The 22,472-nt window shown below is 46.9% G+C and carries 23 protein-coding genes, 1 tRNA gene and 1 riboswitch; of the genes, 11 read left to right on the top strand and 13 right to left on the bottom strand.

Going from position 1 to position 22,472, the window contains the following annotated elements; genetic code table 11:
- Positions 1-296: 296 nt before the first annotated feature.
- The gene (locus MKY41_RS06080; protein WP_445683322.1) at positions 297-1,496 is read right to left on the bottom strand and encodes an RtcB family protein; all 1,200 of its coding nucleotides are present in this window, start codon (positions 1,494-1,496) and stop codon (positions 297-299) included.
- Positions 1,497-1,629: 133 nt separating this feature from the next.
- On the opposite strand from MKY41_RS06080, the gene MKY41_RS06085 reads away from it, so the two are divergent.
- From MKY41_RS06085 to MKY41_RS06100, 4 genes are all read left to right on the top strand, one after another.
- Positions 1,630-1,703 (top strand) — tRNA-Arg (locus MKY41_RS06085).
- 402 nt (positions 1,704-2,105) lie between these two features.
- Positions 2,106-2,966 (top strand): manganese catalase family protein, encoded by an 861-nt coding sequence (locus MKY41_RS06090; RefSeq protein ID WP_340744189.1) that lies wholly within the window; start codon positions 2,106-2,108, stop codon positions 2,964-2,966.
- Positions 2,967-4,001: 1,035 nt separating this feature from the next.
- Positions 4,002-4,427, top strand: a complete 426-nt coding sequence (locus MKY41_RS06095) for a ferritin-like domain-containing protein (RefSeq protein WP_340744190.1) — start codon at positions 4,002-4,004, stop codon at positions 4,425-4,427.
- Between the two features lie 740 nt (positions 4,428-5,167).
- Positions 5,168-5,494, top strand: coding sequence for a hypothetical protein (locus MKY41_RS06100; RefSeq protein WP_340744191.1), 327 nt, complete (start codon positions 5,168-5,170; stop codon positions 5,492-5,494).
- 67 nt (positions 5,495-5,561) lie between these two features.
- Here MKY41_RS06100 and MKY41_RS06105 read toward each other — a convergent pair whose 3' ends face one another.
- Complete coding sequence (locus tag MKY41_RS06105; protein ID WP_340744192.1) at positions 5,562-5,867, bottom strand: hypothetical protein; 306 nt, start codon at positions 5,865-5,867, stop codon at positions 5,562-5,564.
- A gap of 144 nt (positions 5,868-6,011) precedes the next feature.
- Here MKY41_RS06105 and MKY41_RS06110 point away from each other — a divergent pair, with 144 nt between their 5' ends.
- Positions 6,012-6,623 (top strand): sterol desaturase family protein, encoded by a 612-nt coding sequence (locus MKY41_RS06110; protein ID WP_340744193.1) that lies wholly within the window; start codon positions 6,012-6,014, stop codon positions 6,621-6,623.
- A gap of 163 nt (positions 6,624-6,786) precedes the next feature.
- On the top strand, positions 6,787-7,635 hold the full coding sequence (locus MKY41_RS06115; RefSeq protein ID WP_340744194.1) for a glycerophosphodiester phosphodiesterase: 849 nt from the start codon (positions 6,787-6,789) through the stop codon (positions 7,633-7,635).
- Between the two features lies 1 nt (position 7,636).
- Here the strand turns inward: MKY41_RS06115 and psiE are convergent, their stop codons facing one another.
- From psiE to MKY41_RS06145, 6 genes are all read right to left on the bottom strand, one after another.
- Complete coding sequence (gene psiE / locus MKY41_RS06120; protein WP_340744195.1) at positions 7,637-8,083, bottom strand: phosphate-starvation-inducible protein PsiE; 447 nt, start codon at positions 8,081-8,083, stop codon at positions 7,637-7,639.
- Between the two features lie 49 nt (positions 8,084-8,132).
- Entirely contained in the window at positions 8,133-8,447 is a 315-nt protein-coding gene (locus MKY41_RS06125) for a DMT family transporter (RefSeq protein WP_340744196.1), read from the bottom strand.
- Complete coding sequence (locus MKY41_RS06130) at positions 8,447-8,785, bottom strand: DMT family transporter (RefSeq protein WP_340744197.1); 339 nt, start codon at positions 8,783-8,785, stop codon at positions 8,447-8,449. The genes MKY41_RS06125 and MKY41_RS06130 overlap by 1 nt, the downstream gene beginning before the upstream one ends.
- Before the next feature lie 119 nt (positions 8,786-8,904).
- Positions 8,905-10,128, bottom strand: a complete 1,224-nt coding sequence (locus MKY41_RS06135) for an amidohydrolase family protein (protein WP_340744198.1) — start codon at positions 10,126-10,128, stop codon at positions 8,905-8,907.
- Between the two features lie 4 nt (positions 10,129-10,132).
- Positions 10,133-11,230 carry a hypothetical protein gene (locus MKY41_RS06140; protein ID WP_340744199.1) on the bottom strand — a complete coding sequence of 366 codons (1,098 nt, stop codon included), beginning with the start codon at positions 11,228-11,230 and terminating at the stop codon, positions 10,133-10,135.
- Positions 11,231-11,549: 319 nt separating this feature from the next.
- Entirely contained in the window at positions 11,550-11,852 is a 303-nt protein-coding gene (locus tag MKY41_RS06145) for a YunC family protein (protein WP_340744200.1), read from the bottom strand.
- A 149-nt stretch (positions 11,853-12,001) separates the two neighbouring features.
- Between MKY41_RS06145 and glnA the strand changes: the two genes are divergently transcribed.
- From glnA to MKY41_RS06170, 5 genes are all read left to right on the top strand, one after another.
- Complete coding sequence (glnA, locus tag MKY41_RS06150) at positions 12,002-13,336, top strand: type I glutamate--ammonia ligase (protein WP_340744201.1); 1,335 nt, start codon at positions 12,002-12,004, stop codon at positions 13,334-13,336.
- 130 nt (positions 13,337-13,466) lie between these two features.
- Positions 13,467-13,570, top strand: a riboswitch (TPP riboswitch).
- Between the two features lie 105 nt (positions 13,571-13,675).
- On the top strand, positions 13,676-14,368 hold the full coding sequence (tenA, locus tag MKY41_RS06155) for a thiaminase II (protein ID WP_340744202.1): 693 nt from the start codon (positions 13,676-13,678) through the stop codon (positions 14,366-14,368).
- Positions 14,355-15,104, top strand: a complete 750-nt coding sequence (locus MKY41_RS06160; RefSeq protein ID WP_340744203.1) for an ABC transporter ATP-binding protein — start codon at positions 14,355-14,357, stop codon at positions 15,102-15,104. The genes tenA and MKY41_RS06160 overlap by 14 nt, the downstream gene beginning before the upstream one ends.
- Positions 15,101-15,841, top strand: a complete 741-nt coding sequence (locus tag MKY41_RS06165) for an ABC transporter permease (RefSeq protein ID WP_340744204.1) — start codon at positions 15,101-15,103, stop codon at positions 15,839-15,841. The genes MKY41_RS06160 and MKY41_RS06165 overlap by 4 nt, the downstream gene beginning before the upstream one ends.
- Positions 15,838-16,815, top strand: a complete 978-nt coding sequence (locus MKY41_RS06170; protein ID WP_340744205.1) for an ABC transporter substrate-binding protein — start codon at positions 15,838-15,840, stop codon at positions 16,813-16,815. The genes MKY41_RS06165 and MKY41_RS06170 overlap by 4 nt, the downstream gene beginning before the upstream one ends.
- A gap of 62 nt (positions 16,816-16,877) precedes the next feature.
- Here MKY41_RS06170 and MKY41_RS06175 read toward each other — a convergent pair whose 3' ends face one another.
- From MKY41_RS06175 to MKY41_RS06195, 5 genes are all read right to left on the bottom strand, one after another.
- Positions 16,878-18,443 carry a Vga family ABC-F type ribosomal protection protein gene (locus MKY41_RS06175; protein WP_340744206.1) on the bottom strand — a complete coding sequence of 522 codons (1,566 nt, stop codon included), beginning with the start codon at positions 18,441-18,443 and terminating at the stop codon, positions 16,878-16,880.
- 319 nt (positions 18,444-18,762) lie between these two features.
- Positions 18,763-19,407 carry a hypothetical protein gene (locus tag MKY41_RS06180; protein ID WP_340744207.1) on the bottom strand — a complete coding sequence of 215 codons (645 nt, stop codon included), beginning with the start codon at positions 19,405-19,407 and terminating at the stop codon, positions 18,763-18,765.
- 195 nt (positions 19,408-19,602) lie between these two features.
- On the bottom strand, positions 19,603-20,454 hold the full coding sequence (gene tatC / locus MKY41_RS06185; RefSeq protein ID WP_340744208.1) for a twin-arginine translocase subunit TatC: 852 nt from the start codon (positions 20,452-20,454) through the stop codon (positions 19,603-19,605).
- 73 nt (positions 20,455-20,527) lie between these two features.
- Positions 20,528-20,722: a twin-arginine translocase TatA/TatE family subunit gene (tatA, locus tag MKY41_RS06190; RefSeq protein WP_340744209.1), complete on the bottom strand. Its 195-nt coding sequence runs from the start codon at positions 20,720-20,722 to the stop codon at positions 20,528-20,530.
- A gap of 24 nt (positions 20,723-20,746) precedes the next feature.
- Positions 20,747-22,459 carry a GMC family oxidoreductase gene (locus MKY41_RS06195; RefSeq protein ID WP_340744210.1) on the bottom strand — a complete coding sequence of 571 codons (1,713 nt, stop codon included), beginning with the start codon at positions 22,457-22,459 and terminating at the stop codon, positions 20,747-20,749.
- Positions 22,460-22,472: the final 13 nt, after the last annotated feature.

The following is a 22,472-nucleotide window of genomic DNA, read 5'->3' on the forward strand; positions in this document are numbered from 1 at the left end:
GGAACTCGGGCAGTATTGGACTTTGTTTTGTACGGCAAACTCGTCCGTTCCAATTCAGCCTCATATGCAGTTTCTGTCCGTCGGTTCGGGATTTTGCCGCCGGCTTCCTTCAGATTCCACCTCACGGTGGACACCCTTGCCTTAAGCTAACAGTTCCTACTGCCAAGCCTGTAGTGGACTTTCACCACCAAGTTATAGCCCATGCCGGGCACACCATAAAAAACCCGCCAGTCCTTAAGACTGACGGATTGATAGAATTATAGCCGGATATGTCTAATTCAACATCAATTCGGAAATCAATCCTTATACGGATCGAATTCATTTGCGCCTGCCATGCAGACACCGACTGGTTTCAGTACATGTAAAACATCGATCGTATCTTCATGGGCATCCAAGACGGATTGCAATTTCCTGTAGACGAATGGGCTTTCGTCCGTACCGCCGCCCCTCAGTTCGACACCAAACCGTTTCACCGCCTTTTCCATCATATCTGGTGAAATTTGGCCGCCTATCCGGGTCCGTTTCTTCCAATTCATCTTCCCGGCGGCTTGGGTCCGGCTCATGATCCGGCCCGCCCCATGGACAGTGCTGTAAAAGGCGTTTTCATTTTCCGCATTATCCTTCCCGCGAACAATGACTGAAATGTCGCCCATGCTACCGCCGATGAATCCAAGCTGGCCCGGTGCGGAAGGTGTCGCCCCTTTCCGCACGACGATCCGCTCTTTGCCGCGATGAGTTTCTTTCCAGGCGAAATTATGATGATTATGCACCTCGAACTCAGATTCTGCACCAAGTATGGCCAACACTTCATCCATCACATAATCGCGTCCCGCGTACGCATATTTTCCGGCAAGCGTCATCGCGCGATAATATAAGTCGCCCAATTCGCTATCGAGGTCAATCAAAGTCGGAGCCTGCTCCATGCTTTCACCCGGCGCTCGGTCGGAAAACTCCATCCCGTTCGCCAAGTTGAGGAAGCCGCTCGCGGTCTTATGGCCGAAACCGCGGCTGCCGAAATGGTTCGCCACCCAGACATCGCCCGTCCTCTCTTCGACGAGCAGATCGACGAAATGATTGCCGGCCCCAACCGTCCCAAGCTGGTCAACCGCCAGTTTCTTCAGCTTGTCGTGCTCCTGCTGACCGATCTGGCGGAATACATTCCAATCAGGATCGTCAAACAGTTCATGGTCGACCCGCTCCTTATTCTTTCGGCCAATGCCGAAGGAAATCCGGGCAGCAATATCGTCCATGATTCGCGGGATATCTTTTTTAATGTCCTCATATTGCAAGTTGGTCCGCACTGCTTTATTGCCGCAAGCGATGTCATAGCCGACACCGGACGGAGAAATTTGATTGTCATAGACAATAACTCCTCCGACGGGTTGGCTGTAGCCATAATGGCCATCTGCGCATAACACACCGCCCGCCACGTTCCCGGTCTGCAAACAATTTTCAAATTGGCGCAACGTATTCGGTTCGTGTTCGCCAAAAATCATTTTTCTCATAGCTTTCTACCTCCTGTCCCTCCATTATTCCATAGGGGATGCGGAAATCCAAAACAGCGGCATCTGGGAATCCACGGATTGCGTTACTAGTCGGGAAGGTTTATAATAATTGAGCAAGTTTCTTGTCCCAGTAGCTCAGTTGGATAGAGCGACAGCCTCCTAAGCTGTAGGTCGCAGGTTCAATTCCTGCCTGGGACGTTCCTAGATCCCTTGATAACAATGAGTTTCCAAGAGTTTTAATTTATCGGTTAATCATCGAAAAAGCTATTTGGGGTTGAAATTTTCTTATTGTTGATAAAGCTTGATAAAAAATAAAAAGAGGAGGCGCGTGTGAGCCCCCTCTTTTTTAATACATTCCTCGTACCCTAATAATATCTACAACCAGAATATTATCTTCTCCAAACGGCCCCTCGACAGAAATAGTGTTCATAATTGAATCTAGGTTGTATTTTTCCTATATAAGTAAATTCTTTTCCTTTTCGCCGGGTCGTGACAATTGCATCGCATTTCCTTTTATATAGATGATTATTTTCAATTGAGAATAAAACTTTTATTTTGCTTGATACTACTTAGCATAAATATATAAATGAGGTGCTAAATGTGTATTACTACAAAGAAGAACTGATCAACCCCATCACTCCTCCCGATAAACCCGACCCCGAAGCCGCTAAAGTAATGCAGGAAATCCTTGGTGGTCACTTTGGAGAAATGCGTACCATGATGCAGTACTTCTTCCAAAGTTCCAATTTCCGAGGTAAGGAAACACAATATCGCGATTTACTTCGTGGTGTATTTTTGGAAGAAATCGCTCATGTCGAGCTTGTACAGAATACAATTAACCAATTATTAAATGATTCAGGTGAATCGGCTATCCCTGGTAATGCCGGAGTCGATCAAGCACCTCTTGATGATGCTGTTAGACATGCAAATCCCCATCATTACATTATTGGTGCTCAAGCCTCTCTTCCTGTAGATGCTGCGGGAAATCCTTGGAACGGCTCTTGGGTTTATAGTCATGGCAATTTGATTAGCGATCTGCTCGATAACCTGGTTTTAGAATCAACCGGCGTCTTGCAAAAATCTCGAATTTACGAAATGAGCTCGAATAAGACATTCCGAGAGACATTAGCTTTCCTAATCGTGAGAGATAACGCACATCAGAACGCTTTTGCAAAAGCATTAGAAACGCTTGGCGTTGAATGGGGTAAGCTTTTCCCTGTCCCGAATTACGATATCAATAAATATCCTGAATGCCGAAAATATGTGGAGTTAGGATATCATAACGCTCAGTTCAACTTCAGATTAGACCCAACTAGAATCGGGGAAATTTTCCAAGGACAGTCCCCTAGTAGAAATAATGATGAACTTAAAGTTACTCCTCCACCCGCTGGATTCCCTGTACCTTTAATGCCTGACATGCCAAATGAACATAGTCCAGGGATTCAAGACATGAATAACTAAATTCGTTCAGTCCCTATACACGGGACTGATTTTTCATCTCTTCGTGTAACTAACCTCATAATGCAGCAACTTCCCATCTTGCCAATTTATGACCTGCTTCTCAAACTCCGTCGCTGGGATATCTACCTTTTCTAGTTTTAACATTTTCATCTAATTTAATTCTCGCTGTTTTCTTCATCCGAACCTCTCCTATGGTATGATGTGCGTGCTAGCAGGAGAGATCCTTTCTTTTTTTATTTACCAATCAACGACTTTGCTATCGCCCAGATATACTTCATGTTGCCCGTCACCCAATATTTTGGTGAAGTTGGTCACAGTTCCATTCGTGCCTTCTGGAAGTCATTTGTCGCAAGTGTGTTCCGAGTTGACATTGTGATTTACTGGTTTGGTTGCAAAACACGCAAAAGCATAATGCCATAAGTCCAGCAAATCTTTTCTTTTATTTCATCCTGCACACATTCCATACACCACCGCTGACACTCCGGTTACATAGTTGTTTTTCTTGATGTCGATTTCCCTGTCGCAGTTGACACAATTTGCTGATGACTTTTGGGGAAGTTACGAGCTCTCGTTCTCTTCGCTTTACATTCATAATACGCATTAAGCTTTTAGTTTCTCTACAAATCATGAATTGATATAATCTACTAAAAGTTGACTTCGGATGGCATTACCACCACGACTAATCTGTTAGGGGAGTGATTATTCCCTGTTTGTTCGGACTTCGCAATACACCTTTCGCAGTGAACGCTTCCGTTTAAAATCGAATATTCATTTGCGTCCGTTACATGTTTAAAACACTTACCCACCATACGATATCCAACATGACCTGCAACTGCTTGTCTTACGATTCCTTTTCTATACCATCAGCATTTAGCTCTCTTTGCTCTTATTTTGATGTATTCACCATCCCATGAGTATGCTTCAATTTTGTAAATAGCTTCACTTCGTTTTTCCTCAAATAGCTTTTCATTCTCAAAGGACAAGGTCCGCAAAATAGAGGATCCCCATACATTGATACAGAGGAGTGATAAAAAAGTGAATCAAAGTTCCCTGCAACCTTCCGCAAATACGGAAGTATTGGACAATGTTTTGAAAGCACTTAATAGTGAATATACAACAATTCCATGCTATGAATTATTAGCGTCCCAGGCTCCGAATCCCGAAATAAAAAATCGCATACTTGAAATCAGAAATGATGAAATCAGACACTTTGAAACCTTTTGGCGTATATATATTTCTTTGACGGGGAGTCAACCAACCCTACAAATCACACAACAATGCCATACAGATTTTAATAGTGGGATTCTTGCTGCATTCATAGATGAGCAGGAGACTGTAGACTTCTATCACGATATAGCGCGAAGTGCTAATAACCCCGTTATTAGGGAGGCTTTTACGGAAGCTGCTGCTGATGAACAAAATCATGCGGTTTGGTTTTTATATTTTATGAATAATCATTGATGGGTTAACAGCCGGCAATTACGTCGGCTGTTTTTATTACGCTTGTCCGTCGATAGAAACAAAAACCAAAAAGAAGATTTGTTTCACTTCCCGACAAAATCATGGAAATGATCCGCGTTCTGATCGCTAAACGAGAAAAAAACTTGTTGGCTGGCGAGCTCCGCGAATGGCCGAATCATTTGTTTTTGTTCGGAAACGAAATTGGCAAACCATATACCCGATAATGTCAATAATTGGTGGAAAAAACTTCAAAAGTGATAAATTCAAAGAGTTAGGATTAAAGGAAATGAGATTCCACGATTTAAGGCATTTCTCTCTTACGTTACTAATTCGAGCTGCCCATTCTACTTTTAATATCTACGGTCATGCACTTATGGAAGAAGAACGAAAAGCTACAGAACTCATTGGCAATCTCTTTAACAAGACCGATAAATAAATTAGCAATTATTAATCGGGACGGTGTTCATCGCCAATTTTCCTTATCCATCGTATTATCTCCAACAGCCTCCTAAGCTGTAGGTCGCAGGTTCAATTCTGCCTGGGACGTTCTCTTTCCATTACTGTCACCCACTATTTCATCCATCCTCAAATCCTTTTTGATGCTTTAATTGTGCTGTTCTTACACCAAAACCATCTCCTAAAGAGGTCTTGATTCATAAGTAGAATACAAAGCGAAAGGATGAGTGAAAAATTATTACAACAAATCTTAGTTGAAATAAAAGGTGTCAAGTCGCAATTGAATGAACACACACAGATTGGATGGACAAACAGTAATTCTGAATGATCTTACTCAAACTTTAAATGTGGACGCGGTAAAAGAGATCACACTCGCATTATGCGACCGTCAAGAAGAGACAGACGCCATGCTAGAAAGCATGTCGATGGATCTCCACAAAATACATGGAGACATAGCGGGATTGAAAGAACATGCCGGTCATGTAAAAAGCGAGCTTTCTCCCATCAAAGGCGAGCTCGCTTTCATGTCTCATAAAACTCATCGGAACGAAGCCGCTATTTTCAAATTACGAAGAGGGTATGACGAAGGCTTTGGGGATTTGGAAGATTAACCGCGGTTTGATTGAGGAAAAACTCACCTGGTTCGGGTGAGTTTCTGTGTTTTATTTAGAATATTTCCTATTCCAACACCTTAAACTTGATCATCCGATTCATTTCATCCAGTTGGCTGACATAATATGTCCTATCCTTATCAATCGGCGTTTCGGTTGTCGTTTCCATATGGTACAAGGTTCGCCTGCCGGTGTCTTTGTCGATTCCATATAAAAGCTTGACGGTTTCAAAAAATACCGATTCCCTGCCCGCTTCTTTCCGGATTTGTAATTTGGAATCCTGGTTGAGTTCCAGCTCTTCCGCTTCAAAGAAATAGTCCGTTTTCCCTTCTCCATTTTCAACAGTCATCCTTATACTCGTTTGATAGATCATTCGAATTTCCCCTTTATCTTTTAAATTTACTCCAATATACTTTGCATTCCCTGAAACTCATGAATGTAATCCTATTACTTCAGAAGAATCAACTATAAATGTCTGAATTTTTAACATATAATAGAGTAAGAAAGGGGCGTTGTAATGAAAACATATATTAAGGACTTCTTGCTGTTCCCGGACGTATTGCTAATGGGACTTTTGTTCACCGCATGCGCCTCGTTTACCGTTCCCCATCTTTTGCAATTAGGTGCGTGGCTTGCCATTGTCATCGGCATGTTGACATATGCGACGAGTGAATATATGGTCCACCGCTTTTTATTTCACCTGAAGGCGCCGCGCAACCCATACTTTTTGAAACTGTTGCGGCGGCTGCATTATGACCATCATGTGGAACCCGACAATTTGAAATTACTATTTTTGCCGCTCTGGTTTAGCGTTCCTGGCTTCATCCTGTACTCCCTCATTTTTCACAGTGTAGTAGGGAGCGTTTCATTGACCCTTGCCTTTGCAACCGGTTTGCTTGGCTATTTCTTGTTCTATGAATGGAAACATTATGTCGCCCATCGTCCAATCACTCCTCGAACGCAACTCGGGAAACGGATCAAAAAACATCATCTCCTCCACCATTTTAAGAATGAAAACTATTGGTTCGGCGTCACCCATATGACATATGATAAAGCGCTCGGCACGTATCCGGATAACCGCTCCGTAGACAAGAGCCCGACCGCCAAAAACCTTGAAAAACGGGCATAACTTCGTGAAGCCTCTCCACTTTCGACAAAAAGAGAGGCTTTTCGCCCTTTAGGGACTTTAAGACTATGGTAATAAAGGCTTGAATCTATTATATTTAAGTTATTCAATAAGTGTAGAAATTTTCGGATATTTAACCGAAGATGGATTACGAGGGGGACACGACATGAAAAAAATACAACAGCAAAGAATAATCCTGACTATCGTGATCTGTAGTCTCGTAGTATGCCTTTTAGTAGGCTTCGCCAATCGATCCTCCCGGCCGGATATCCCTATTAACCTCATTAATGTCGCGCATCGGGGCGCCTCCGGTTTCGCACCAGAGAACACTCAAGCTTCCTTCCGCAAAGGCATTGAAATGGGAGCGGATTTCCTGGAATTTGACGTTCATCTATCCAAGGACGGCGAACCGGTGATCATCCACGATGAACGGGTCGACCGCACGACGAATGGTAAAGGATTCGTCAAAGACCTGACGCTGGCCGAGCTGAAGGAATTGGATGTCGGGGGTTCATTCGACCCAGTCTATACGGGTGAAACGATTCTGACGCTCGATGAGTTGCTAGAGGAGTTTTACGGGGAATCTGGATTGTTGATTGAGATTAAAAAGCCCGACCAGTATCCGGGCATCGAGGAAAAAGTTGTAGAGGCATTAACTGCCTATCCAGATGTAAGCGGTATCATCATCCAATCGTTTGACATTGATTCTATGCGGAAAGTGCATGCGCTTCTTCCCGAAGTCGAAGTGGCCGTCCTCATGAATCCCTCACCTTTTTTACCATCCTCCAAAACGCTTAAAGAATTGACCTCTTTCGCAAGTTACATCAATTTTAATGTATCCTATGTGAACAAAAGAGTGGTGGATCAAGTCCATAAACATGACGGAAAAGTGCTCGTCTGGTCGAAAAAGGATACCCAGTTATTTGCCAAGGCGAAGCGATTCGGCGCGGACGGCGTCATTTCTGACTTCTCCAAACTTCCGATGGACGAACCCGCTTTTCTGGCTACAAAATAAGTCAGGGATCCCGATTGAAGAACCATCTGCTCTCCGGACGGTCGCGTGGTGTAATATTCATGATGAAGTAACCGATGATCAATACTAAAATCACAAGCGAATACAATAGCGTGTTCATCGGATGGCCATGATCCACGATGATCAAGCGGACCATCGCCGTAATGCCGATGTAGATAAAATACCGTAACGGAAAATGGTAATCTTCCTTGAAATACTTGACGATCATTGTGATGAACTCGAAGTAGAGGAAGAAGATCAGAATATGTGCCAAGAAAAGTTTGTAATCATTGCTCTCCTGTTCCATCAAAATATCAATGAAAACGAAGAGTTCCTTCCCTAATAGAATCGACAGGACAATCGCCAATAGCACAAGGGAAATATTGAGCACCCCTTGAAGGATCTTCGGAAAATTGACCAAGAAGTTGCCAGCAAACTTTTTGTAGTTCATGTGCACTCCCCCGGCCGTCTACATTGGACGGCCTTTTCATATATAGTGATTAGCTGAATATTTTCAACCCGACCGCACCACAAATGATGAGTAATAAAAACATGAGCCGCTTCCAATTCCCCGGTTCCTTGAAGACGAAAATCCCCATAAGTACTGTTCCCGCTGCACCGAGTCCAGTCCATACCGCGTAGGCAGTGCCCATCGGAATGTCCCGCATGGCAAGCCAGAGGAACAGGAAACCGAAACCGAATGCGACTGCAATCCAAAGAAGCCGGAGCAATGACTTTTTTTGATTGTACAGATTGATGGCCATGACACCGAAAATTTCGCCGAAACTGGCAATGACCAAATAGAGCCAAGCCATTACACATCACCCCCAGCTGCCGAATCTTCCTCAGAATCCGCCATCTTCAACCCAACGACTCCCAGGATAATCAGCCCGACACATGCCGCCTGGACCCAGGAAAAATCCGATTGGAAGTACACAGCGTCGATGAGGAAAATTGCGGCTGCCCCAGATCCGGTGAACACCGCATACACCGTGCCGGACGGCAGTTTCTCACAAGCTTTAATGATGAAATAAAAACTGAACACGATTGCGATAATCGTCAGGCTCCACTCCAAAACCGAATCGGAGTAACGGAGGCCGATCACCCAAACCAACTCGACAATCGCGGCAAATAACACATAAAGCCAAGCCAACTGCGTATCCCACCTTTTCAAAAATGGCAGTACCTGCTAACTGACTCCATCATAACGTATTCGGTTTGGCCTGTCCAAATATGTTTTCCGGCAAACCGGCAGCGGTTTTCGCCTGCCGGTTATGAGGTTCTTTGGATCATTTTCCTTCCATTGAAAAATACAGCCTGAATTTGACTGGCCTTCGTAATGTCTAGTCCCGGAACCCCGTCCGCCACTAGGAAATTGGCGTCCATTCCGGGTTCCAGCTTCCCGAACCGATTCCCTTTTCCAAGAATGTCAGCCGGATGGGCTGTGAGCATGGCGAGTATTTCATTTTCGTCTATTTGGCGCGATTGCAGAAGCACCATCGCCGGGTGTGCGACTCGCATTAGTTCTTCCGGCCCGCGGGGTGATTGATCTGTGTACGGAAGCCACGACACACCCGGATAAGGAGGAAGATACGCATCGGTCGAAATGGAGACACGGATCCCCTTCTCGACCAATTCAACGATTTCTTCCGGTGAATTGGGCGGCAAATGGGTGCCCCCGAGCGGCGTTGCCACGATAGCCACCCCTCGTTTTACTGCATCCTCTACTAATTCCTCCGTAATTCCATGCGCATGATGCAGGACATCGATTCCCGCTTTGAGCGCTCTGCGGATGCCTTCCTCCCCCGCTACATGCGCGCCGATCCGCTTGCCGAGCTTGTGATAAATGGAAGTGATTCGCTGCATTTCTTCCAAGGAATAGATGATCTCCCCCGCTCGCAGAACCTTATCCTGTGTAAAGTTTGCCGGTGTAGCATTGATGAAAATATTTTCACCGGGGAACTCACTTTCCATTGCAATTTTATTAATTAATTGCGGATGGACAAGGTCGGATTTTGAAATCGCTTTCGATTGCGTGATAGCACTAAAGTGGGCCAGTTCCGGAAAACCGATGGAAATGCTCGTTGTCGCAAAGGTAATATCGAGCGGAAGATCGGCAACGGCATTGCGATAGTCCTCCACAGAAAAATCACAAAGCGGGTGACCGCAAACCTGCTCGCCGAGTGCGGTAATGCCTGATTGCAGTGCTTTGAACAGGATTGCCCTGCCGGCGAGGAAATGGGTTTCGGGTGTAACCGGATACAACATTGTCGGAGCAAATTCAAGCAAATGAGTGTGGCAATCGACTAAGGAAGGCGTGATGACGGAATCATGATAGTCCAATAAAGGATCGTACGGAAATTGTTTAGCCAATTCGGCGGCTAGGCCGATTGCGGTGATTTTCCCGTTTTGGATCCGCATCGCTCCGTCCAGGACAGCTCCGAGAGGGCTGACGGTCACTAGTTTTTTCGCTGTGACGAGATAGGTTTGATTCATTCCATCATCCTAGCAGGAACGGCGTCAGGAAAGTGGCTAAAATCCAGGCGGTTGCCAGGCGGATAATCATTCCGACAATCGCTGCCGTTAATGCTTCTCTTTCATTCAGGCTGGAAATTTCGGACCAGGTAACCGGCACTTGGCCGAAGATGACCGATAACGGCAAGCCGGAATTGGCGAGGACGAAAGAGCCGACAATCAGTTTTGGATCAATCGCGGCAGTCAGATCGGCGAGTTGTGCAACAGCAAGCGTCGGTGCAGCCAAGATGGAGACGATACCTGTTGTGGGTTCGATGTTCAAGAAAGTCAGCGCGGTCGTCATGCCCGATTCGATAGCACCCCAGATGCCGAAAAACTTAAATGCCCCGATGAAGAAAAAGACTGCCGCAACCGCTGGGATAATCAGTAAGAAGAGCAGTTCCGCTCCCTCTTTCGCGGATGCGAAAATAGTATGAAGAAATCGGGTGTTCGGTGTGAATCGGGGAAGTTGCTGTAAATCCACTTTTTTCGTATCCCGGTAAATCGTTTTGGATAACAGAAAAGGGACAATGATGATCGGTAGGAAAATGGAGAGTAGGATGAGTGGAAACGCTTGAATGCCGAATGCGGATAAAGCGATGAGGCCTAATACCAATGTTGCGAATGATTGCGGCGATTGGACCATCGTTGCGATGGCGATTTTCTGCTCGGCCTTCGTCGCCTTCGCTTTGACGAGGATCGGGCCGGCGATCTTCCCGGCAGCATTGATATCGCCCAAGATATTATAAACACTGGGCACGATGACAGATGGGTTGATGTGAAACCATTTCATGACAGGGACGAAAATGCGGATCAATCCGTCCGTGAATCCGAGCCGCTCCAGCAATCGGCCGAAAATGACACTGATGATGATGGCGATCCCCACTTCGCTTATGAGGAAAACATCGACGACAATCGGCTTCACTTCTCCGATAATTGTATTGAAGAATTCGGAAAGCGAGTCCGGCACGGCGAGCAATATAACGCATGACGCGAACACGAGCAACAAGCCGATCATTTCGATTAACCGCCATTTCGCCCGGGACGGTTGCGGCTTCCTCGGCGACGCTTGTTCTTTTTTCATCGACCAACCTCCTTGCTTTGCTTTAGTTTATGTGCGATTTGGGGGATTGGTGTTAGGTTGGGAAAGGCGTGGGGAAACTGCAAGGACTTGGGGGAACTCTTATGGCAAACCGCCAAACTATAAGGACAAGTCCCCGAACTGTCATGGCACGGAAGTAAACTGTAAGGGCCCGGGAAAACTCTCATGGCAAACCGCCAAACTATAAGGACAAGTCCCGGAACTGTCATGGCACAGAAGTAAACTATGAGGGCCCCGCAATATCCTTAAAATCACAAAAAACAACTCCCAGAAGAGACCCATCTCTCCGGGAGCTGTTGATTTACACCATTTTCAATAAAGCCTCTTCCCCGCTCATCCCTTTATGGATGCCGAGACGTTCCGCTTCGATTGTGACCGATTCGAGTGGGGCTTTTAGCAATTGATCAATCGTTTTAACCCCGACGGCGCGGCCTGCGATGATTTGGCGGTCGATCAGCAGGGTGTTGAGCAGCTCCACGTCGAGTGCGCCACACATGATATACCCCACCTCGTTCGAAACAGTCAGCAACGTGGTTTTCGGTAGACGGACCGTTGTAGCGGTGAACGCATGGCCGTCCAGGATTATCGGTGTCAATGAAACCATTTCCTCTGCCTCCTCCCCTCCTATGTATATGAATTCCTCCTTATTTACGTGAAGAAATATTTCTGTTATTTTATTGAAAAAAATTCTTGAAAATGGTATTCTTCTTGATTTATTATAGAAAAATGTTAGAAAAAAAGGAGAGTGGCATGATGAGGAATTACACCAAGGACGACATTCGGCGATTTGTGAAGGATGAACATGTGAATTTTATCCGCCTGCAGTTCACCGACATTTTAGGCATGATTAAAAATGTGGAGATTCCCGTCAGCCAGCTTGAGAAGGCGCTCGACAATAAAATGATGTTCGACGGGTCGTCGATTGAAGGTTTTGTCCGGATCGAGGAGTCAGATATGTACCTCATCCCGGATTTAGATACATGGATGGTCTTTCCTTGGCCTTCCGGCAGTGGCAAGGTGGCGCGGCTCATTTGCGATGTGTCACAAGCGGACGGCACTCCGTTCCCCGGTGATCCGCGAGGCAACTTGAAACGCGTCATCGAGGAAATGAAGGAACTTGGGTTCACCGATTTCAATCTCGGACCCGAACCAGAGTTTTTCTTGTTTAAACTGGATGCGAACAAGCAGCCGACGATGGAATTGAACGATCATGGGGATTATTTTGATTTGGCCCCGATGGATCTCGGGGAAAATTGCCGTCGTGATATCGTTCTTGAGTTGGAGGAATTGGGCTTCGAAGTGGAGGCTTCCCATCACGAGGCAGCCCCCGGCCAACACGAAATTGATTTCAAATATGCAGATGTGTTGACGGCTTGCGATAATATTCAGACTTTCAAACTCGTCGTCAAGACGATGGCACGGAAACATGGTTTGCATGCAACGTTCATGCCGAAACCGTTGTATGGTGTCAGTGGATCGGGCATGCACTGCAATGTGTCTTTATTCAAAGACGGGGCAAATGTATTTTTTGATGAAAACGGCGAACGAAAGCTCAGCGACACGGCGTATCACTTCATGGCGGGTGTCCTCGACCATGTCAAAGGTTTCACCGCCATCACCAATCCGACGGTAAATTCCTATAAACGGCTCGTGCCGGGCTATGAAGCACCTTGCTACGTCGCGTGGTCGGCGCAAAACCGGAGTCCGCTCATCCGGATCCCGGCTTCCCGAGGCATGAGTACGCGGATCGAAGTCCGTTCCGTCGATTCCTCCGCGAATCCATATCTCGCCATGGCGGCCATCTTGAAAGCGGGCCTCGACGGCATCAAACGGCAACTCGAACCGCCAAAACCGGTCGATCGCAATATTTATGAAATGAAACCCGAGGAGCTGGCGGAACTCGGCATCGGCACATTGCCGACCGATCTGGACCACGCCCTCATCGCCCTTGGGGAAGATGCAGTCATCCAGGAAGCGCTCGGCTCCCATATTTGCGCAAACTTCATGAAAGCGAAGAAAGTGGAATGGGAGAGCTACCGGATCACGGTCCATCCTTGGGAATTGGAACGGTATATGAAGATATATTAACATAGTTTACAAGAGTCTATGCAGCCATCCACGTCCGTGTCAAACCGGCGCCGGATGGCTGTTCCAATTTTACACCTATTTGACCTTTCAATCTTTCTATGATTATAATAGGGCAATCCAATTTCATAAGATTCACCGCTAGGGGTGCTCGCAACGAGCTGAGAGAGGCATTCGCCTTAACCCTTATAACTTGAACCGGATCATGCCGGCGTAAGGAAGAGGTGTTGAGCAGTTACATTCTGCCGGTCTGTATCCGGTTGTGCTTTTGAATGTCATTCATCCACTTCTTCTTCAAGAGGTGGATTTTTTATTTGGAAAAAACGAAAGGGGAAATGAAACATGAAGTTCACAGATCGATTGCATGAGAAGACGTTGCCGATATGGAGGCAGAATCACGCGCATCCGTTTGTCCAGGGAATCGGAGATGGCACATTGGATCCGGATAAATTCCGGTTCTATATGGTGCAGGACTATTTGTATTTAATTGATTACGCAAAAGTTTTTGCGATCGGCGCCGTGAAGGCAAGCGATTTGCAGACGATGGGACGATTCGCTTCTTTGTTGGACGGCACGCTGAATACGGAGATGGAACTTCATCGTAACTATGCGAAACGGTTCGGCATTTCCGAGGATGAGCTGGAGTCCGCGCAGCCTTCCCCGATCGTGCTCGCGTACACCCACTATATGCTGCATGTCTGCCAGAACGGCACCGTGGCGGAAGTCGTCGCGGCACTGCTGCCTTGCGCTTGGAGCTATTGGGAAATCGGGAAAGAGCTGAATGCCATTCCGGGGGCGGCAGATCATCCGTTGTACGGAGATTGGATTCGCATGTACGCTTCCGAAGAATTCGGGGAATTGGCGTCCTGGTGCATCGAACTGATGGATCAGTATGCGGAAGGTAAGCCGGAGCATGAGCTGGAACGGCTTGAGGAGATTTTCTTGAACACGACCCGCTTTGAGTACATGTTCTGGGATATGGCGAATTCAAAACAGATGTGGCCCGGAACTGAAACCCGCCATGCTCAAGTTTGACGATGTTTCCTTCAGCTACGACGGTCAAGCGAATATTCTGGACCGCTTAAGCTTTCACGTGCAACCCGGTGAATTCATCTCGATTGTCGGGGTGAGCGGTTCGGGGAAAAGCACGCTGTTCCGGCTGGCAACGGGGCTTGCGGTCCCGTCAGCCGGCCGGATCGTTTTCAATGGAAAAGAAGACGAGCCGCTTCTCGGCAATATCGGCTATATGCCACAACAGGACTTGCTGTTGCCATGGCGCACTATCATAGAAAATGCCTCCCTTCCACTCGAACTGGCGGGAATGAAAAAACGGGCGGCCCGTGAATGGGTGTTGCCTTTATTGGACCAATTTGGTCTTGGGGGGACGGGTGACAAATACCCTGCTGAGCTTTCAGGCGGCATGAAACAGCGCGTCGCTTTTTTGCGTGCCGTTCTCTCCGGAAGTCCGCTCTTATTGCTCGATGAACCGTTTTCCGCGCTCGACGCAATCACCCGTCTGGCGATGCAGGAATGGCTGCTCCGGCAATGGGAAATGCAACAATCGACAATTCTGTTTATCACGCATGACGTGGAAGAAGCGCTTTTCCTGTCGGATCGGATTTTTATGCTCCAAAACCAGCCCGTCACTTCATTAGAGGAAATCGTCGTGCCATTGTCGAGGCCCCGGACGCGAAAAAATTTGCATGAGCCTGCCATTTTGGCGCTCAAGGAGCAATTACTGGAAAAGCTGAAAACCGAGGTGGCGCTATGAAAAACGCCTCTTCTGCCCTTATCGTCGTCATCCTGTTCAGCGTCTGGGAAGCGGGCGCCCGGCTGTTGGCTAAACCTTTCATCCTGCCGTCGCCGATGCAAATCGTCATCCGGTTATGGGAGCTGAAGGAAGTGCTGCTTCTTAAGCATTTACCGGTAACGTTTGCGGTCATTGTCATCGGGCTGTGCTTATCGATCGGCATGGGGACCGCGATGGCTGTCTGGATGCATGCCAAGCCAGCTGTGCAAAAAGCGGTCTATCCGTTGCTCATTGCTTCGCAGATGATTCCGGTCATCGCGCTGGCTCCCATCTTCGTCCTCTGGTTCGGCTATACGATTTGGAGTAAAGTGGCCGTTGCGGTGCTGATCACGTTTTTCCCGATTACCGTGAACACCTTCGATGGGTTGGCGGCTGGGCAAAAAGAAGTCCGGGAATTATTCCGGACGATGGGGGCTGTCCCCCGGGATATTTTTTGGAAATATTCCGTGCCGGCCGCTCTCCCCCATTTCTTTTCAGGCCTAAAGATAGCGGTGACGTTAAGTGTCATCGGGGCGGCCATCGGGGAATGGCTCGGAGCGCAAGCGGGACTCGGCTATTTCAGTCGGCGCATGATGACCCAGTTTGACGGAGCGGCTGTGTTTGCTCCGATTCTCGTGTTGACGGGCATTGGAATTATTTTATTCATAACTGTTTCATTCATTGAAAATCGTTTACTACAGTGGAGGTCTCGAAATTGAAAAAATGGATCGGGTTGTTCGCTAGCGCCATACTCATGCTATTGCTAGGTGCATGCAGCGAAACGAAAGAGGAAAATCAAAAGGTCAGCATCATGTTGGATTGGTATCCGAACGCGGTGCATAGCTTTCTCTATATCGCGCAAGACAAAGGGTATTTTGAAGCGGAAGGGATTGAGGTGGACATCCAATTCCCGGCTAATCCGTCTGACCCGATAAACTTGGCGGCTGCCGGCAAAGTGACGCTCGGCATCACGTACCAGCCAGATGTGCTCATTGCGAAGACGGAACAGTCCATTGGCATCAAATCGGTCGGGGCACTTGTCCGATCCCCGTTGAATCATATCGCTTTTCTCAAGGAGAGCGGCATCGCTAGCCCGAAGGATTTGGAAGGCAAGACGGTCGGGTATACGGGAATTCCGTTGAATGAAGCGATGCTCGATACGATGATGACGACGGATGGCGCCGAATTCGGCAAAGTGGAAATGGTCGACGTCGGCTTTGAGCTCAATTCTTCTTTGATTTCTGAGAAGACGGATGCGGTCATTGGCGCATATATTAATCACGAAGTGCCGCTACTGGAGCATGAGGGCTTTCCGACAGGGTATATCGATCCGACTGATTACGGCGTCCCATCTTTTTATGAACTCGTTGTCGTGACGAGCGATGAGACGTGGGAAAAGGAGCAGAACAACATCCGGGCGTTCTGGCGGGCAGCTGGCAAGGCATTTGCCGATATGGAAAACGATCCGGAAGAAGCATTGGCGACTTTATTGAAACATCAAGATGAAGCGAACTTCCCGCTTGTGGAAGAAGTGGAACGGGAATCCCTGTCCATCCTCCTCCCGAAAATGAAAGCACCGCAGACATTCGGAGAACAGGATGCGGAAACGTGGAAAGTGATGGCGGATTGGATGCTGGAGACGGGGCTGTTGACCAAGGACCCTAATCTGGATGGAATTTTTGAAGAAATGTAATCGTAAAGGGCCGCGGCTACTGAATGCTGCGACCCTTTTTTCTAGAGGACTTTCAAAATTCTTTATCCGTCCAGTTCCTTTTTTTCTTTCAAAAGCTTTTGGAATTCGCGTTCCAGCTCTGGAGAAGGCTCTATGCTTAAGCGGCTCAATACATCAGAAATTTTCGTTTCCAACAGCAACCGCCGATCCTGATCAGTGCCTTGCGTCGTGGTCGGCTTGTTTTGATATTGATGCCAATCGCCTTCGAATACTTCCATTTCTTGATCGCGGATGACGACAATCCTGTTAGCCACCTCCTCTATGAAGCGCCGATCATGGGAAGCGAAGATTACGCTGCCTGCATAGTCTTTCAGTAGGGATTCCAATGCTTCCACGGCTTCGGTATCCAAGAAATTCGTCGGTTCATCTAAAATCAATGTATTGCAATCACTTAAAAAGAGTTTAGCGAGTGCAACCTTCACCCGCTCCCCACCGCTCAATACGTGGACCGGCTTATGGACATCCTCTCCAAAAAAGTGCATTCTCGCAAGGACTGTCCTGATGAGCGTTTCATCTTGCTTCGAAGAGGACTGGACATTGTCGATGATCGTTTTTTCTACATCCAGAATGGTTAAATGTTGGCTGAAATAACCCCAATTCACGGAAGGTGAAAAGATCATACCGGGATCTTGCTGAACGAGCTTTCGGAGAAACATTGTTTTTCCACTGCCATTCGGGCCGACAATCGCCAATTTATCCCCGCCACGGACGTAAAAACCAGTTTTCTTCCAAAGAAGCCGATCTCCTATTTTCCCTTCTACATTCTCAATTCGAAGAATGATCCGATCTTTGAAGTTTTCTTCATTGACTACATCCATTTTCAGTGGAGCTGTTTCCTTCCTCTTCTCTACTATCTCCAGCTTTTCCAATCTTGTTTCAATCGCTTTTGCGGTTTTTTGCAACTTCTTTTGTTTTTTGGCAAAGTACGGTTTGGCGCCCGTAATCCTTGCTTCGGAGGAGCTCGTTTTTTTCGGTGCTTTCGTTGCTCGTTCCGCTTTCTTTTCTTTTAGTTTCAAGGCATCTACCAATTGTTTTTTCTTCTTTTCATATTTTTCATAGGCGGCCTGGTGTTGTTGCCGAGCGACCTTTTTCTGCTCCATATAGTCGCTATAGTTTCCAGTATATTCGGTTATGGTGCCATCTTGGATTTCCCAAATTTTTGTACAGAGAGCATCTAAAAAAGCGCGATCATGCGAGACGATGAGCAAGGCTCCTTGCCATTCACCGAACTTTTTTTCTAACCATTCAATATGATCGGTATCCAGATGGGTGGTAGGTTCATCAGCTAGAAGGAGTTCCGGATGCTCCAAAAGCACCTGCTGAATATATTCTTGCGTCACTTCCCCGCCGCTTTTCTTGGAATCCACCCGTTTCAGCTGGGGCAACAGGCTGCACCGGGCGTGGCGAAGGACCGTCCCCTCTTCAGGTGCATATCGTCCCGCTATTATTTGAAGCAAGGTCGTCTTCCCACTTCCGTTGCGCCCGACCAATCCAATGCGATCATTTTGGTGGACTTGCAAATGCTCTGCCTGTAATAATAAGCGGTCTTGGACATAATGCTTGATATGATGCGCTTCGATTAACAGCATAGAATCATCTCCTTTTTCTAGTAGGAGACAGCAAAAAGCCTCCTGTTCTGCATTCAGAATAGGAGGCATAGAGGGATAAGCGGACGCCAAAAGAGTCGACTCCCTTTGGTCCACAACACCCAATCCTATGGTATCCAATCCTATTCTGAAAGCAACAATGGAAGGCAGCTTGAAGAAGCAGAACACTTCTGCTCTACAAAACCTTGCATTGTTTCATTTCGAAAATAGGATTAGTTGTCCATGTAATTGGGTCACCCTTTCGTTCAATTCGTTATCGCTACTGTAAGCAATGCAGCGCGAAATGTCAATTCTTTTTCGTTCATTCCAACATGTCTTTGGATTGCTGTACCATCCATTTCATCTCTTTAATAATTTCTCGCGCCCTGATGATAGGAGGGCTGGTCACTGTCACAGGCTGTCTGTTCGTTATGATAATCTTTTTCCTGCGGACAGGACAAACAGCATGATCCCATCTTTCAAACCAAAAGAAAATGAGCGTAGCCATACTAAAGATGACAGGAAAGGTATATGTATAATTGATCGGCTCGATGGACAACACAAAAAACCGCTTCAACTCAGCAATCAGAAAGGGATCAGTTATCCCTACATTCGAACTTTTTTCATCTGGAAGATAAAAGGTAGCAACCGCGTTGACAATCACAAGTGAAAAAACACTTACATAACCCATGATCTCTTTCAGTGTTGAAAAAAGAGGCTTCGGTAAATAAATTCTGCGAAAAATAAAGGTGTAGAGGAAGATCATCAGGCCCATTGTGAGAATTGCAGGCGCCGTAAAAATGAATAACGTCCAAAAAATATCGGTAGTATAATTCCCATAATACGTAATATGTATAGCGATACAGCCGAGGAGGGCCATTATAAAAATACATAACATTACTCCGAAAAAGAATAATAGGAATCCGAAACAGTTTGGTCTCACTTTCGGGATTTCTTCAAATTCCACGCTCCTCTTCCTTTCTCCGCCTATCTATTTATGCCTCATTATACCTTTTACCCCACCATACGGAAAACAAAAGGGCGGAGACGCTCTTTTCGCTTTCCTCTGAATCTGGCATCTGGATTCACTACACTTTCTAAGCCTATAATCACCCATTTGGAAGTTCCGTAGTTTCTCAATTAAAAAAAGCATTCCCCCGACTCAACCATCCATCCCGGTTTGAGGGGGCAATGCTTTTGCTTTCCGCCGTTCCGCCATCAGAACGAGGGCGATGCTCGCTTCATACAGTAGTATCATCGGAATAAGAACGAGCAGCTGGCTGATAAAATCAGGCGGCGTGATAAGAGCAGACACAATAGCGAGTACAAGATAGGACCATCTCCGTACTTTTTTCATCGATTCAGCGCTTATGACCCCAATAGCCGATAGAAACAAAGTGGCAATCGGCAATTCAAATAACAAACCGATCGGCATCGTCGTCATCAACAAAAATCGCATATATTCCTGAGCCGACACCATAATATCGAAATTCACGGCACCAAGGGACAGCAAAAAAGAATAGCTGAGCGGATTGACGATGAAATAGCCGAATGCAATGCCTACAAGAAACAGCACTAGCATGACAGGTGAATATAAGCTAAGAAATCGGGATTCTTGTTCAGTTAAACCAGGTTGGACGAATTTCCATATAAAATGGCAGAGAAAAGGCAATGACAATCCGAGAGCGATGGCAGTTGAAATGGACATATAAAATTTCACGACTTCCAGCGGGCCTAAAATAATAAGAGGGTGGCCCCGGGTTACAAATGGAAGCCATAGATTGATAGTAGAAAACACCCCGACGAGGAAGAATAAAAAGATACTTGCGCCTTTGATCAGCTGTTTTTGTAAATCGGATAAATGGCCGACCAATGTTGCTTTTTCATGGGGCGCTTCCATAGGGTGTGGCGGCTCTGTTTCTGTTGGTACTGGCAAGACTTCCTCCTTCCCAGCACGGGGCGGCAGATCGAGCGGACTTTTGATTTTCCGGTTCTGTTCTTCATACGGATCCATTTTTTCGCACCCGCTTTCGGTACCTCATCGCCGTACCTGTCCTCGCGCTGGTGCGGTACGGCGATGATGGATTCTAGACTTTCTTCTTCGTTTCTATTTCCGCAGGCTCTTCATCTTCCATGATGTCCCTAGCGGATTTTTTGAATTCGGCCAATGTTTTTCCGACGGCCGACCCGACTTCCGGCAACTTGCGTGGTCCAAATAATATTAACACAATGACTAAGATGATTATTAACCCCGGTACGCCGATGCTTGCAATGCCTCCCATCCTACCCGTCCCCCTTCCAAATGTTTAGGCGAGTGATCCGCCCTTTTCGCTATACTGAATAACCCCATCCGCACAGCGATAGGCCAGCGCGCCGACAGTTCCGGTTGGATTATATCCCCCGTTATGCGCAAAGTTTCCGGCCCCGACAACGAATAAATTTTCCGCATTCCAATGTTGCAAATAATTATTTACGACACTTGTCGCCGGGTCGGCCCCCATGATAGTTCCGCCTGTATTATGGGTGGATTGATAAGGGACAATGTCATATTCCTTTAACTCTCCCCCGGGCATCACAATTTTAGCGCCCATTTCCTGGACAATCTCGGTCGCCCTTTCGGTAATGAACTTCGACAGATTGCGGTCTTGTTCGGTGAAATTATACGTCATTTGCAATAACGGCAGTCCATAGGCATCTTTATAAGTGGGATCCAATGCCAGGAAATTTTCACGGTGTGGAATGGAAGCCCCTTGGCCGCCTACGCCGAGCGCCCGTGAATAATAATGGATCGACGCTTTTTTAAATTCCGCCCCCCAGGAAGGCGTATCCGGTGGAACGGGATTGGATGCAATCGGCCGGGTTCCGGTTTGCGATGTTGACAACACCGCACCGTGGATAAAGTCCAGCTCGCTATGATCAAAATGGTCCCCATTAAAATCGTCGATGCACATACCGAGCGCGCCTGCCCCCATATAGACATTCATCTGTTCCTCATACAAGCCGCTTGCTCCAGCATATATTTGGTACGCATAATTTTTTCCAAGCGTCCCTTTCCCAGTCTCCGGATCGTACTGCTCGCCAATGCCAGAAACCATCAATAGTTTGGCATTGTTCAACACATAGCTTGTAAGGACAACGACTTCTGCCGGTTGAATGAACTCCTCGCCCGATAAACGGTCGATATACCGGACACCGGTCACTTTATCGCCTTGCTTCAACACTTCCACCACATTGGCATGGAAGCGAATTTCATAGTTTCCTGTCTTTTGCGCTGTCGGGATGACCGTGACTTCCGGTGAAGATTTGGCGCCGTATTCACAGCCGAATCGCTCGCAGAATCCACAATATTGGCAAGCTTCAATCCGGGAGCCATCCGGATTCACATAAGCTTCTGATAGATTTGCAGATGGTGTCATAAACGGTGAATAGCCTAACTTTTTAGCAGCGGTTTCAAATTTCTTTAGGATTGGTGTCTTTTTCATCGGTGGAGTGGGATAGGGCGATGACCGTTTGCTCGCGAATGGATTCGTCTCTTCTCCTGACAATCCCAATGTTTTTTCGAATTTGTCAAAATAGGGCTCCATCTCATCATAGGTAATGCCCCAATCTTGCAATAGATAGTCTGGAGATAGCTTGTTCTTCCCATATTTTTGCTCGGTCATCGTTTTGATTTCAAAATCGTATGGTAAGAAGCGATGCGTTTGGCCATTCCAATGGGTGCCTGCTCCCCCCAACCCTTCTCCCAACAAAAAGGAGCCTAACTGCCGCATCGGGAGCGCACGCATCGATCGGTTGTTGCGAAACGTAATCGTTTCTTTTGAAAGATCCTGCATCAGTTCATAACGAAAGGCATAGCGGTATTCATCGTGAACTAAGGAATAATCGGCGGTTCCGCGCTCGTTTCCCCGTTCCAGACCTACCACTTTCAAGCCGGCTTTGGCACATTCTGCGGCGACAATGCCGCCTGTCCAGCCAACCCCGACTGTCACAACATCCACTTTCTCCAATGTTTTCACCATGTAGGCGTCCCCT

It is taken from the genome of Sporosarcina sp. FSL W7-1349, from assembly GCF_038003045.1.
Classification (GTDB): Bacteria; Bacillota; Bacilli; order Bacillales_A; family Planococcaceae; genus Sporosarcina.